The organism is Proteus sp. G4380, from assembly GCF_963885725.1.
Classification (GTDB): Bacteria; Pseudomonadota; Gammaproteobacteria; order Enterobacterales; family Enterobacteriaceae; genus Proteus; species Proteus mirabilis.
The window spans coordinates 39,527-52,626 of record NZ_CAWPAV010000089.1 but is presented as its reverse complement, the minus strand read 5'-3'; the positions used below and the strand labels follow the sequence as shown (position 1 = coordinate 52,626).

10 protein-coding genes and 1 other RNA gene are annotated in these 13,100 nt (G+C 39.3%); 7 read left to right on the top strand and 4 right to left on the bottom strand.

Annotation, left to right across the window (positions count from 1 at the left end; translation table 11 throughout):
- Positions 1 to 2 precede the first annotated feature (2 nt).
- The 4 genes from AACU98_RS07710 to zapA form a co-directional block, all read right to left on the bottom strand.
- Positions 3 to 2,075 carry a peptidase domain-containing ABC transporter gene (locus AACU98_RS07710; protein WP_161735777.1) on the bottom strand — a complete coding sequence of 691 codons (2,073 nt, stop codon included), beginning with the start codon at positions 2,073 to 2,075 and terminating at the stop codon, positions 3 to 5.
- Positions 2,076 to 2,164: 89 nt separating this feature from the next.
- A complete protein-coding gene (locus tag AACU98_RS07705) occupies positions 2,165 to 2,782 on the bottom strand; it encodes a 5-formyltetrahydrofolate cyclo-ligase (RefSeq protein ID WP_063215829.1) in 618 nt (205 codons plus the stop codon).
- 170 nt (positions 2,783 to 2,952) lie between these two features.
- A non-coding RNA gene (gene ssrS, locus AACU98_RS07700) (6S RNA) lies at positions 2,953 to 3,137 on the bottom strand.
- A 110-nt stretch (positions 3,138 to 3,247) separates the two neighbouring features.
- A complete protein-coding gene (gene zapA / locus AACU98_RS07695; protein ID WP_004244048.1) occupies positions 3,248 to 3,577 on the bottom strand; it encodes a cell division protein ZapA in 330 nt (109 codons plus the stop codon).
- 176 nt (positions 3,578 to 3,753) lie between these two features.
- Here zapA and AACU98_RS07690 point away from each other — a divergent pair, with 176 nt between their 5' ends.
- The 7 genes from AACU98_RS07690 to gcvP all read left to right on the top strand — a co-directional run bounded on the left by AACU98_RS07690 (position 3,754) and on the right by gcvP (position 13,072).
- Positions 3,754 to 4,338, top strand: a complete 585-nt coding sequence (locus AACU98_RS07690) for a YecA/YgfB family protein (RefSeq protein WP_074561488.1) — start codon at positions 3,754 to 3,756, stop codon at positions 4,336 to 4,338.
- Positions 4,339 to 4,391: 53 nt separating this feature from the next.
- Entirely contained in the window at positions 4,392 to 5,702 is a 1,311-nt protein-coding gene (gene pepP, locus AACU98_RS07685; RefSeq protein ID WP_004244046.1) for a Xaa-Pro aminopeptidase, read from the top strand.
- A 13-nt stretch (positions 5,703 to 5,715) separates the two neighbouring features.
- Complete coding sequence (gene ubiH / locus AACU98_RS07680) at positions 5,716 to 6,888, top strand: 2-octaprenyl-6-methoxyphenyl hydroxylase (RefSeq protein WP_004244045.1); 1,173 nt, start codon at positions 5,716 to 5,718, stop codon at positions 6,886 to 6,888.
- A gap of 29 nt (positions 6,889 to 6,917) precedes the next feature.
- On the top strand, positions 6,918 to 8,153 hold the full coding sequence (gene ubiI, locus AACU98_RS07675) for an FAD-dependent 2-octaprenylphenol hydroxylase (RefSeq protein ID WP_004248529.1): 1,236 nt from the start codon (positions 6,918 to 6,920) through the stop codon (positions 8,151 to 8,153).
- A gap of 414 nt (positions 8,154 to 8,567) precedes the next feature.
- Positions 8,568 to 9,662, top strand: a complete 1,095-nt coding sequence (gcvT, locus tag AACU98_RS07670; protein ID WP_004244043.1) for a glycine cleavage system aminomethyltransferase GcvT — start codon at positions 8,568 to 8,570, stop codon at positions 9,660 to 9,662.
- Between the two features lie 32 nt (positions 9,663 to 9,694).
- Entirely contained in the window at positions 9,695 to 10,087 is a 393-nt protein-coding gene (gcvH, locus tag AACU98_RS07665) for a glycine cleavage system protein GcvH (protein WP_004248528.1), read from the top strand.
- A 108-nt stretch (positions 10,088 to 10,195) separates the two neighbouring features.
- Complete coding sequence (gene gcvP, locus AACU98_RS07660) at positions 10,196 to 13,072, top strand: aminomethyl-transferring glycine dehydrogenase (RefSeq protein WP_004248527.1); 2,877 nt, start codon at positions 10,196 to 10,198, stop codon at positions 13,070 to 13,072.
- Positions 13,073 to 13,100: the final 28 nt, after the last annotated feature.

Here is a 13,100-nt window from a genome sequence, read left to right as displayed (position 1 = left end):
TGTTATCCTTGTTGATGTTGCCAAAGTTTCTTATAAGCGCCATCTTTTCTAATCAATTCATTATGTTTGCCTTCTTCAATTATCTGGCCTTTTTCTAATACAATAATGCGGTCACAGTTTTTTATTGTGGAAAGGCGATGAGCAATCATAATGACGGTCTTATCTTGGGTAATAAGGGGAAGATTTTTTTCGATGATGGCTTGAGACTCACCATCCAATGCGCTGGTAGCTTCATCAAAAATTAAAATTTTAGGAGATGAGAGTAAGGCTCTAGCAATTGCAATACGTTGGCATTGTCCCCCAGATAAAGATCTGCCATTTTCAGCAATGAGTGTGTCGTACCCTAAAGGAAGTTTTAAAATAAACTCATGAGCACCTGCTAATTTAGCTACATGAATAACCTCATCTAATGAGGCTGATGGCTGCGTTAAACGGATATTGTCGAGCACGGTTAAATGAAATAAAAAATTCTCTTGTAAGACAAAACCTATTTGTTGACGTAATACTGCGGGGGGAATTTCACAAACCGGAATGCCATCAAGCTTAACTTGACCTAATTGTGGGATATAAAGCCCTGCGATGATGCGCGCTAATGTACTTTTCCCTGATCCAGACGTCCCGACGATACCAATAGTTTCATATTTATTTATTCTAAATGAAATTTGCCTTACAACAGGGGGGGCATCATGTTGATAACTAAAACTGACATTCTCAAAACTCACTTCACCTTGTAAGGTCATTTTCTTATTGGCTTTTTCTTGCTCTATTGGGAGATTAAGAATGTCTTGTAAATTATAAATAGCCGTTTTGGCTCGGATATACTTTCCCCAAACTTCTATAGCAGAACTTAAAGGTTGTAGACAGTGGTTTAATAGCATATTAAAAGCAATGAGTTGACCTATTGTCATTGCAAGTGAAATGACTTCAAAAGCACCTAGACATAAAAGTATCGCTGTCGTTATTTTTTGTAAAAATGAAACAATGTATTGCGATAAGTTATCAATATTTTGTAATTTTAAATTTTCATTAGTCAGTTGATGGATTTGCGTATGCCACTGTTGTGTAAAACGTGGTTCTAATGAAAGGCTTTTTATTGTTTCTATACCTCCTAGGGTTTCTGTTAAAAAAGCACTATTTGTTGCTGAATATTGATAAAGCTGTTGTACGGTTTTTTCTATTTTAGGGGCAATTAATTTAGCTAAGATAAAATAGAGTGGGATGGTGGCAAGAAAGATTAATGTTAACTTTAATGACAAATAAGCCATAACAAATAGGAAAATAAAGATAAATGAGAAATCAACCAATAACATTAATAAGGTTTTTGTTATAAACTCTCGAATGATATCAAGCTCTTTTACTCGTGTAACAATAATACCTGTTTGGCGAGATTTAAAATAACTGATAGGAAGTTTGAATAAATGGTTAGTTAATTTCAAACTTAGCAACATATCAATTTTATTTGCTGTATGATGATAAATATACTCTCTTATCCCCTTTAATACAGATTCTGAAACGGCGACAAAAATAAGACCTATTATTAACACATCAAGCGTGGATAGGGCTTGATGGATAATTACCTTATCCTTAATTATTTGCGTAATAATCGGGGAGGCAAGTGCTAGCAGTTGAAGAATTAACGAGTAAAATAATACACTTTGAAATAATATACGATATTTCATAAAGGTTGGGACAAACCAAGTGATATCAAAAAAATGCTTTTCTGCAAAGTCCAGATAGTAATAGTGATTTATACTGTTATTTATTAATCTCTCTTTATTCCATGTCTCCATATTGTCAGTTTGTAGATTATAAATTAGAAATTCATTATTGTTATATTTTAAAAGAATAAATATATTTTTAGAACGATCTAAAAAAATCATAGGGTAGTGTAATTGTTTTTTAAAAATATAATGAATGTTTTTTTTCTTTAGTTTAAAAGCATGTTTTTTTTCTAATGATGCGATAGTATCATCGTATTTATTAATGTTTGGTTTTGTATTATCTAATTGTTTTCCCGAAAGATTAAGAATGATAGTAATGCTTTTTATAAATTTCGTACTTTCTCTATTTTTCATATTAAATACAATGTGGTTAAAAATAGAGATTTAACCTTATAAAATAAGATAATAATATAAAAAAACAAAGATAGCGTTAAAAGCTCGTCTTAATTTCTCTGTATCAGTTGTTCATTAAAACGCCATACTTTATCAGGTGTAATAATTTCAGGTAACGGTATATCCCAATCTGCGCTCGGTAACGAATGAACTTGTTGGCATGTATGAGCAAGTCCCATAGGATAAAATGACTGCCGTTGCCAATTTTCTAATGTTCTATCATAAAAACCTCCGCCCATACCGAGTCGTTGACCGCTTTCATCGAAGGCAACCAGTGGCGTAAAGATAATATCAATATCAGATATTGGAATAATGTTATTCACATTGAGTGGAGGTTCAAAAATATTAAAACGATTTTTCACTAACTGCGTGGTGGGAGCGTAACGTAAAAAAAGTAAATGATGGCGACGAAAAGGGTGTAATACGGGCAGACAAACCTGTTTATTTAAATCCCATAAATGAGTGATTAGGGGAGTAGTATCAATCTCGCCGTCAAAAGAGAGAAATAAGGCAATTGTTTTAGCTTGCTTGACTTTGGGATGATGGAGTACCCGTGCAGAGAGTTTATGTGCAGCATCTTGCTGCTGTGCCACAGTAAGTTGACGGCGTTTTTGGCGGATAGCTTTACGTATCTGATCTCTTTGCTGGAAAACAGGGGGTTGTGTCATGATTAATCCATCAGCAAGGAATTAGTATGAATAAAAATATATCACTTCTATGAATTTATTACACTTTAGAGGTAAAAAAGAGAAAAGCTAAGAAAGCTAGGGGAAAAAGAAATAAAAAAAGCTCTAAACATTAAATACTTAATCAGTACTCAGTGTTTAGAACTTGAATTGGGGTCTCCAAGATGCCGTTGTAGGCTGTAACCCTTGAACCCGTGGTTCAAGGTGAACATAGTGCTATCACCATTAGGCTGCCTGAACGAATCAGGTATGCTCACAAGTAATAGATCACCACATTCTATTTTTTTTGAAATATCGGCTCAGGGGACTTACCCACTGACGAACATCTCAGAGAAATTAGGTGGGTGCTGTTAAGCACCTTATCTATGAACTATTGTATTATTTTAATTGTAGAAAGCAACCTATTATCTGTTAATTTCGTGGTGTGCGCATGCTTTCTGAACAAATCTACTTTGATGTTGAAAAAGTGCGATCATGGTGCTTGCCTTGATCGTGTAAAGCTTGTTCAATAGATTGTTGTAGCATTTTTATTTTCTCTTCCATATTGTAGGCATAGTCTCTCGTTTTTAACTTTTCTTCTGCCAACTCATGACTCATATTTAATGCCACGATAAAAATTAAGTGCTCAGTATTGGAAACACCACTGCGTTCTTTGAGATCTTGTAATCGTTGTTCAAGTTCAGCAGCAGAAGCCAGTAAAGCATCTTTTTGTTCTGGTGGGCAATTGACACGTAATGAGCGCCCAAAAATTTGAAGATCAACGGGTTGTGCGGACATGATTCCTTCCTGACATAAAATCTGTGCTACGTGTTTAGTAGTGTATACGGTTATAAGGCAGTATTAAACGCTATTACTGCAAAAATTCCAATGTTTAACATAGCTTAACTGGTACAGTGCGTTCTATTGATGGTAGCATATCTTGAACTATTCCCCTAAATGCGACGTTTATTCTTATGTCAATACAAAACACATTACCAGATTACTCAGCAATTGATTCATTATTACAACAACATGCCGTGCCTTTAACTGCCGCAGAGATGCATGGCTTAATTACTGGGTTTATTTGTGGAGCAGTACATGACAATAGTTGGAAAACTTTGTTACATGAACTGACTAATGAGGGCTTAGCGTTCCCTAAATCGTTATCAGAACCCCTTGAATCACTTTATCACGTCACTCATGAGCAACTTGATGACAGCGTATTTAATTTTTCTATGCTGTTACCTGACGATACAGAATCTGTTTTTCCTCGAGCTGATGCCCTTGCAGGGTGGGTTAATCATTTTCTATTAGGATTAGGTGTTGCACAATCTAAGTTATCTGAGCATAAAGAGTTGACGGAAGTTATCACTGATTTGCGTAATATTGGTGCATTAGGCTATGAAGAAGATGAAAATCAACAAGAGCTTGAAGATGCACTCGAAGAAGTTACAGAATATGTCAAAGTCTCTGTTCAGCTGTGCTATATCACTTTTGTCGCCTCAAAAGAGACAACAACAGAAAATGATAAACAAGATGAACAACGGACATTACATTAATAATTGCCTTATTAATTAGATAACCAAAAGATCAATAAAGGATAGGAGTGGGTATGAATAAGCAAGAATTTTTATCCCGTCGTCAGGCATTATTAGCTCAGATGAAACCAGCAAGTGCAGCTATCTTTTTTGCTGCGCCAGAAGCACAACGCAATGCTGATAGTGAATATCCCTATCGCCAACATAGTGACTTCTTGTATCTCACCGGATTTAGTGAGCCAGAAGCTATCCTTGTGTTGATTAAAAGTGATGAAACACATAATCATAGCGTACTGTTTAATCGGGTTAGAGATTTAACCGCGGAAATCTGGTTTGGTCGTCGTCTTGGGCAAGAAGCTGCCCCTGAAAAATTAGGTGTTGATAAAGCGCTACCTTACGAAGATGTAGGTGAGCAACTTTATCAATTACTCAATGGATTGGATATTGTTTATCATGCCCAAGGTGAATATGCGTTTGCCGATGAAATCGTCTTTAATGCTCTGGATACCTTAAGAAAAGGCTCTCGCCGTAATTTAAAAGCGCCACAAACGCTTATTGATTGGCGCCCAATAGTGCACGAACTGCGGTTATTTAAATCTGATGCTGAAATTGAATTACTGCGCAAAGCCGGAAAAATTTCTGCGTTAGCCCATACTCGTGCAATGCAAAAATGTCAGCCAGGTATGTATGAGTATCAATTACAAGGGGAAATTGAACATGAGTTTATCTCTCATGGTGCGCGTTTCCCTTCCTATAACAGTATTGTCGGTAGTGGTGAGAACGGTTGTATCTTACATTATACTGAAAATGAAACTAAAATGCGTGATGGGGATTTAGTCCTTATTGATGCAGGCTGTGAATATGAAGGTTATGCGGGTGATATTACGCGAACTTTCCCTGTTAATGGTAAATTTAGCCGTCAACAACGTGAAATTTACGAGATTGTTTTAAAATCACTCAATGTATCCCTCGAATTGTATAAACCGGGTACAAGCATCAAAGAAGTCACTAAACATGTCGTGTATATCATGGTGGAAGGCTTAGTTAAGCTCGGCATTATGCACGGTGATATCGAACACCTCATTGAGACAAAAGCCTATCAGCGCTTCTTTATGCATAGCTTAAGTCACTGGTTAGGTCTTGATGTTCATGATGTTGGACACTATGGCACCGATCGTGATCGTATCTTAGAGCCGGGTATGGTATTGACTATTGAACCAGGACTTTACATTGCGCCAGATGCGGATGTACCACAAGAGTATCGTGGTATTGGTATTCGCATTGAAGATGACATTGTTATTACTGAAACAGGTAATGAAAATTTAACGGCTATGGTTGTTAAAGATCCTGATGAAATTGAAGCTCTGATGGCAGGAAAAATTTAAGGCTAAAATCAGCATGAATGTGATTATTGTGGGTGGTGGAATGGCGGGTGCAACGTTAGCACTAGCACTTTCTGCATTAAATAAGGGTAATATTTCCATTTCGCTTATTGAAGCGCGAGAGCCAGATAATGGGCATCCCGGATTCGATGCTAGAGCGATCGCTTTAGCGCATGGCACAGCAAAGCGATTAGCACAAATCGGATTATGGTCGGTCTTAAAACCCTTTGTGACACCTATTAATCACGTTCATGTTTCTGATAGAGGCCATTGCGGTTTTGTGAACATAAATGCACAGGACTACGATATTGACGCACTCGGTTATGTTATTGAATTACATGATGCGGGGCGTCAACTGTTTGCACAGTTGAAAAAACAACCCAATATTACGCTATATTGTCCCGCTAAAGTGGAGCATGTTCAGCGCCATCTCGATAACGTTGAAGTGACACTTGATGATGGTACGCAACTTAGCGGTGATTTACTGGTTGCCGCAGATGGTACACATTCACCCATTGGTCATCAATGTCATATTCAATGGCAGAAAACGCCTTATCATCAAGTTGCGGTGATCGCCAATGTAAAAACAGAGATTGATCCCAAAGGTTGTGCATTTGAGCGATTTACACAATTTGGTCCATTAGCAATGTTACCCATGAGCGAAGGGCGTAGTTCATTGGTGTGGTGCCATCCTATTGAAAAATTAGAGCAAGTTTCACAATGGGATGATCAAACAACCATTGCACAGTTACAACGGGATTTTGGCTGGCGTTTGGGTAAGATTGAACAAGTAGGGCAGCGTCATTGCTATCCATTAGTTTTGCAAAAAGCACAGCAAATGATCAGCCATCGTTTAGCATTGATAGGTAATGCATCTCAAACCTTGCACCCTATTGCAGGGCAAGGTTTTAATCTTGGTTTACGCGATGTAATGACATTAGCCAATACATTAACCTCGGCCATACAATCAGGTCTTGATATCGGCAGTTATCGCGTATTATCACAATATCAACAGCTTCGCGAACAGGATAGAGAAAGTACTATCACGATCACTGATGGCTTAGTGAAAGTGTTTGCGAATCGTTGTATGCCGTTAATTATCTCCCGTAATCTAGGCTTAATGACGATGGAATTAGTGCCTGCACTTCGTAACAAATTAGCACACCAAACATTAGGTTGGACAAACTGAGCATAATTGCTTTTTAGGATACTTTTATTATGAAATCATTTGATGTTGTTATTGCTGGTGGTGGAATGGTCGGGCTTGCATTAGCCTGCGGATTACATGGCTGTGGATTACGTATAGCGATAATAGAAAATCACCCAGTAACCACGCATTTCCATCCGCAAGATGATTTTGCATTACGGGTATCTGCGATTAATACTGCCAGTGAGTTATTACTCAAGAAATTGGGGGTATGGGAAAACTTAACGGCATTACGTACAGCCCCTTATCAAGGTATGGAAGTATGGGATCAAGATAGTTTTGGACGTATTGCGTTTTCAGCGCAACAAGAAGGGTTATCTCATCTTGGCACTATTATTGAAAATCATCTTATTCGTGAAGTGCTGTGGCAAAAGGTCACCAGTCATAGTGATATTACCTGTTATTCCCCTGCTCAAATTGAACGCATTGTGTGGGGAGAAAATGAAGCCTTTATCAGTTTAAATGACGGCGAAATGTTAACCGCTAGGCTGGTTGTTGGCGCCGATGGTGCGAATTCTTGGTTGCGTAAAAATGCTGATATTCCACTGACTTTTTGGGATTATGAACATCACGCTTTAGTCGCAACCATACGCACAGAACAACCCCATGATAATGTGGCGCGCCAAGTGTTTCATGGTGAGGGGATTTTAGCCTTTTTACCTCTTGCAGATCCTCATACTTGTTCTATTGTGTGGTCGCTACCTAGCTCATTGGCTGAAGATTATAAGAGTGCAGATAAAACGCGATTTGAACGTACGCTAGGTGTTACTTTTGATATGTGCTTAGGCCAGTGTGAATTAGTCAGTGAACGTATGACAATTCCATTAACGGGGCGCTATGCACGTCAATTTGCCGCTCCACGGTTAGCGCTATTAGGTGATGCCGCGCATACCATCCACCCTTTAGCTGGACAAGGGGTTAATCTTGGCTTTATGGATGTTGCTGAATTAATTGGTGAAATCCGTCGTTTAAAAGCAGAAGGTAAAGATTTTGGTGAGTATCTCTATTTAAGACGTTTTGAGCGCCGCCGTAAACATGCCGCTGCGGTCATGTTAGCGACTATGCAAGGGTTCCGCGAATTATTTGAAGGTAATAACCCTATTAAAAAGTGGGTGCGTGATATCGGTCTTTCGTTAGCAGATAGTTTACCAGGAGTAAAACCAAAGTTACTTGAACAGGCGATGGGACTTTCTGATTTACCAGAATGGCTAAAGCATAAAAATTCTGTTTCAGCTGAAAAAATCTAATTCAACAGCCATTTCACATTACTTTTCTTTATAACAGACTGGAAAAATAACACTAAAAATAGCTATTTTTTCAGTCTATTCTTTGTATTGCTCCCCTTTTTTTAGTCATTATTCACTAAAAATGAGGGCTGATACGCATAATTACAATCATTCATTCTGCATACTTATTTCTCTACATTATGATTGGTAGAGGTAATACCCTATTTTAACTTATGGTTTATTTTTTCTCTTAGTGATAAGTTCAAAGTAAAGGTATCGTTTGCGTTGTACGTTAATTGCTCACATTTGTTAAAATAATGTTTAAAAATAAACTTAAGCTTGTAATTAACACGCTGATTTTTAATCAAGTTTAATTTTATATTTAACAAATTGCGTTCTCTGGATCATCTAAACTAAAAATAGAAAGAGGGAAGAATGGCAAAACAGACTCCGTTATATGATGAGCACGTCGCCTGTGGTGCTCGTATGGTTGATTTTCATGGTTGGATGATGCCACTGCATTATGGCTCTCAAATTGATGAACACCATAATGTGCGTCAAGATGCAGGTATGTTTGATGTATCTCACATGACGATTGTTGATTTACATGGCCCGCAAGTTAAAGACTTTCTACGTTATCTATTAGCGAATGATGTCGCTAAACTCACCGAAAAAGGCAAAGCACTTTATACTGGTATGCTAAATGCGTCTGGTGGTGTGATTGACGATCTGATTGTTTACTACTTTGATGAGACTTTCTATCGTCTGGTGGTTAACTCCGCAACCCGCGAAAAAGATTTAGCGTGGATCACTGAGCATGCCAAAGATTATGTCGTCGATATTCAAGTACGTGATGATTTAGCATTAATTGCAGTACAAGGCCCTCACGCACAAGAAAAAGTACAGCGTTTATTAAGTGAATCGCATCGCCAAATAGTGGCAGCGATGAAGCCTTTCTATGGCGTACAACTTGATGATCTCTTCGTCGCGACGACAGGTTATACCGGTGAAGCAGGTTATGAAATCGCCATGCCAAAAGAGCAAGCTGTTGATTATTGGCAAAAGTTATTAGCAGTGGGGGTTAAGCCCGCGGGGTTAGGTGCTCGAGACACTTTACGTTTAGAAGCGGGTATGGATCTTTATGGTCAAGAGATGGATGAAACTATTAATCCTCTTGAGGCTAATATGGGATGGACGATTGCCTGGTTACCCGAAGATCGTCAATTTATTGGTAGAGAAGCATTAGAAAAATTACGCGCAACAGGCACAGATAAACTGGTTGGTCTGGTGATGCGAGAAAAAGGGGTGTTACGTGCAGGTAGTGCCGTGCACTTTACCGATGATTTAGGTGAATTAAGAGAAGGCGTTATTACTAGTGGCACATTTTCACCGACATTGGGCTTTAGTATTGCATTAGCCAGAGTACCCGCAGGTATTAAAGATAGCGCAATTGTTTTATTGCGTAATCGTGAAATACCGGTAGAGGTGGTAAAACCTGGTTTTGTTCGTTCAGGTAAAGCATTGGTATAAAGCATTATTATTTTAAATGGAGAGTACGGTCAATGAGTCAAATACCTAGTGAATTAAAATATGCGCAATCTCATGAGTGGATCCGTTCTGAAGGCAATGGCGAATACACTATCGGCATCACTGAACATGCTCAAGAGTTGTTAGGTGATATGGTGTTTGTTGATCTTCCTGATGTAGGCAGTGAAGTTGATCTTGGGGATGATTGTGCTGTGGCTGAATCAGTAAAAGCTGCATCAGATATTTATGCCCCATTATCTGGCGAAATTATTGCAGTAAATGAGGAGTTGGATGGTTCACCAGAGCTGGTTAATAGTGATCCTTATGGGGATGGATGGTTATTTCGCATAAAAGCAAAAGATGAAAGCGAATTAAACGATCTCCTTGATGCGGCTGGCTACCAAGAGTTAGTTGAAAACGAAGAGTAAAAATAAACGCCTCGTCATTAAAAAGTCGGGGCGTTTTTATTTATCAGCCTATTTTCAAATCAGTAAAAACAGCTTATCCATTTATTGTGAATTCAGGAATTACCCGCAATGACACAAACTTTAACTCAATTAGAATATCGTGATGAATTTATTCGTCGCCATATTGGCTCATCGCCAGAACAGATTAAAGAGATGCTTGATGTTGTTGGCATCTCCTCATTAAATGAATTAACACAAAAGATTGTTCCCGATAATATCCAATTAGCAACGCCGCCTAATGTCGGAGGGGGGGCTACTGAACAAGAAGCATTAGCAGAACTAAAAGCGATAGCCCGTAAAAATAAACGTTTTACCTCTTATATCGGTATGGGATATGCGCCTTCTGTATTGCCTCCTGTTATTTTACGTAATTTGCTAGAAAATCCAGGTTGGTATACCGCTTATACTCCTTATCAGCCAGAAGTTTCTCAAGGGCGTCTTGAATCATTACTTAACTTTCAACAAGTAACCATTGATTATACCGGCATGGATTTAGCCTCTGCTTCGCTATTAGATGAAGCTACTGCTGCCGCTGAAGCTATGGCAATGGCAAAACGTGTTAGTAAACTAAAAAATGCGGAGCGTTTTTTTGTCGCTGATGATATTCATCCCCAAACACTAGATGTAGTAAAAACCCGAGCTAACACCTTTGGTTTTGAAGTGATTGTCGATAAAGCTGAAAAAGTGTTAGAGCTAGAAGGTGTCTTTGGTGTGCTATTACAGCAAGTCGGCACAACCGGTGAAATTCATGATTATAGTCAGCTCATTAGTGAACTAAAAACGCGAAAAATTATTACCAGTGTAGCGGCTGATCTAATGGCACTGGTGTTATTAACGGCTCCAGGGCAACAAGGAGCGGATATTGTATTAGGCTCAGCCCAACGCTTTGGGGTGCCAATGGGATATGGTGGTCCACATGCTGCTTTCTTTGCCTGTCGAGATGAATATAAACGAGCCATGCCAGGACGTATTATCGGTGTCTCGCGTGATGCTGCAGGTAACAGAGCGTTACGTATGGCAATGCAAACTCGTGAACAGCATATTCGCCGTGAAAAAGCTAACTCGAATATTTGTACTTCACAGGTATTACTGGCCAATATTGCTGCCATGTATGCGGTATATCATGGGCCTGAAGGTCTAAAAAATATTGCTCAGCGTATTCATCGCTTAACGGATATTTTAGCCGCGGGTTTAATTCAAAATGGCATGACATTACGCCATCAGACATGGTTTGATACTTTAACCGTTGAAACAGCGGATAAAGCGGGTGTATTACAACGTGCTAAAGATGCTGAAATTAACTTACGAACCGATATTGTTGGCGCAGTAGGTGTCACTTTAAGTGAAGTGACGACTCGCGAAGATGTTGTCAGATTGATTGAGATTATCAGTGGTAAAGCTTTCTCTGATGACATTGATACATTAGATGCATTGGTAGCTTCTTCATCGACCTCAATTCCAACGGCAATGTTGCGTAAAGATGCGGTGTTAACCCATGAAAACTTCCATCTTTATCACAGTGAAACTGAAATGATGCGCTATATGCATCGTTTAGAAAATAAAGATTTAGCGCTTAACCAAGCAATGATCCCGTTAGGCTCATGTACTATGAAGCTTAATGCTGCGGCTGAAATGCTGCCGATCACATGGCCTGAATTTACCGAAATGCACCCATTCTGCCCACCTTATCAAGCGCAAGGCTACCAGATAATGATTGAGCAGCTATCTAATTGGTTGGCTGCCATAACGGGTTATGATGCGATGTGTATGCAACCTAACTCAGGGGCGCAAGGGGAGTATGCTGGATTGTTAGCTATTCGTCGTTACCATCAAAGCCGAGGAGAAGGAAATCGCCATATCTGTTTAATTCCAAGCTCAGCCCATGGTACAAACCCTGCATCAGCCCATATGGCGGGTATGACGGTGGTTGTCGTGGGGTGTGATGAAAATGGTAATATCGACATTGCAGACTTAAAAGCGAAAGCAGAGAAGCACCAAGCTGAGCTTTCTTGTGTGATGGTGACTTATCCTTCAACTCACGGTGTTTATGAAGAGGGTATACGTGAAGTTTGTGAGATCATTCATCAATATGGCGGACAGGTTTATCTTGATGGCGCCAATATGAATGCGCAAGTGGGGATCACGACCCCAGGCTTTATCGGCTCTGATGTATCACACTTAAACTTACATAAAACTTTCTGTATCCCCCATGGCGGTGGTGGCCCAGGTATGGGACCTATTGGCGTAAAAGCACATTTAGCGCCATTTGTACCTGGACATAGTGTCGTGGAAATGGACGGTGTTACGACCCAAGGTGCCGTGTCAGCAGCACAATTTGGTAGTGCCTCAATATTACCTATTAGCTGGATGTACATCCGTATGATGGGCTCAGAAGGGCTTAAACAAGCGAGCCAAGTAGCGATTTTAAATGCTAACTATATTGCTCAACGCTTAAAAGATGACTATGACATCCTCTATTCTGGGGCGGAAGGTTATGTTGCCCATGAATGTATTATTGATATTCGTCCACTCAAAGCTAACTATGGTATCAGTGAAATGGATGTGGCGAAGCGTCTAATTGATTACGGCTTCCATGCGCCAACCATGTCATTCCCTGTTGCGGGGACATTAATGATTGAGCCAACAGAATCTGAAAGCAAAGTTGAAATTGACCGCTTTATTGATGCGTTACTCTCGATTCGTGCTGAAATTGCACAAGTCGATGACGGGGTATGGCCGATTGATGATAATCCGCTAGTGAATGCACCACATACACAGTATGAATTAGTGCAAGAATGGTCACATAGCTATAGCCGTGAATGTGCGGTATTCCCAAGTGAAGCAACGAAACGCAATAAATATTGGCCGGCAGTAAAACGCCTTGATGATGTTTATGGTGATCGTCATTTGCATTGTTCTTGTGCGCCAATAAGTGATTATGAGTAAAGGTTAATTTAGCGCTATTACTAAATAA

Excerpts from the sequence above, each read along its gene's own strand:
- zapA (WP_004244048.1), bottom strand. The coding sequence starts at position 3,577 with ATGTCCGCACAACCCGTTGATCTTCAAATTTTTGGGCGCTCATTACGT.
- gcvH (WP_004248528.1), top strand. The coding sequence starts at position 9,695 with ATGAGTCAAATACCTAGTGAATTAAAATATGCGCAATCTCATGAGTGG.
- ubiI (WP_004248529.1), top strand. The coding sequence starts at position 6,918 with ATGAAATCATTTGATGTTGTTATTGCTGGTGGTGGAATGGTCGGGCTT.
- AACU98_RS07710 (WP_161735777.1), bottom strand. The coding sequence starts at position 2,075 with ATGAAAAATAGAGAAAGTACGAAATTTATAAAAAGCATTACTATCATT.
- AACU98_RS07705 (WP_063215829.1), bottom strand. The coding sequence starts at position 2,782 with ATGACACAACCCCCTGTTTTCCAGCAAAGAGATCAGATACGTAAAGCT.
- pepP (WP_004244046.1), top strand. The coding sequence starts at position 4,392 with ATGAATAAGCAAGAATTTTTATCCCGTCGTCAGGCATTATTAGCTCAG.
- gcvT (WP_004244043.1), top strand. The coding sequence starts at position 8,568 with ATGGCAAAACAGACTCCGTTATATGATGAGCACGTCGCCTGTGGTGCT.
- gcvP (WP_004248527.1), top strand. The coding sequence starts at position 10,196 with ATGACACAAACTTTAACTCAATTAGAATATCGTGATGAATTTATTCGT.
- AACU98_RS07690 (WP_074561488.1), top strand. The coding sequence starts at position 3,754 with ATGTCAATACAAAACACATTACCAGATTACTCAGCAATTGATTCATTA.
- ubiH (WP_004244045.1), top strand. The coding sequence starts at position 5,716 with ATGAATGTGATTATTGTGGGTGGTGGAATGGCGGGTGCAACGTTAGCA.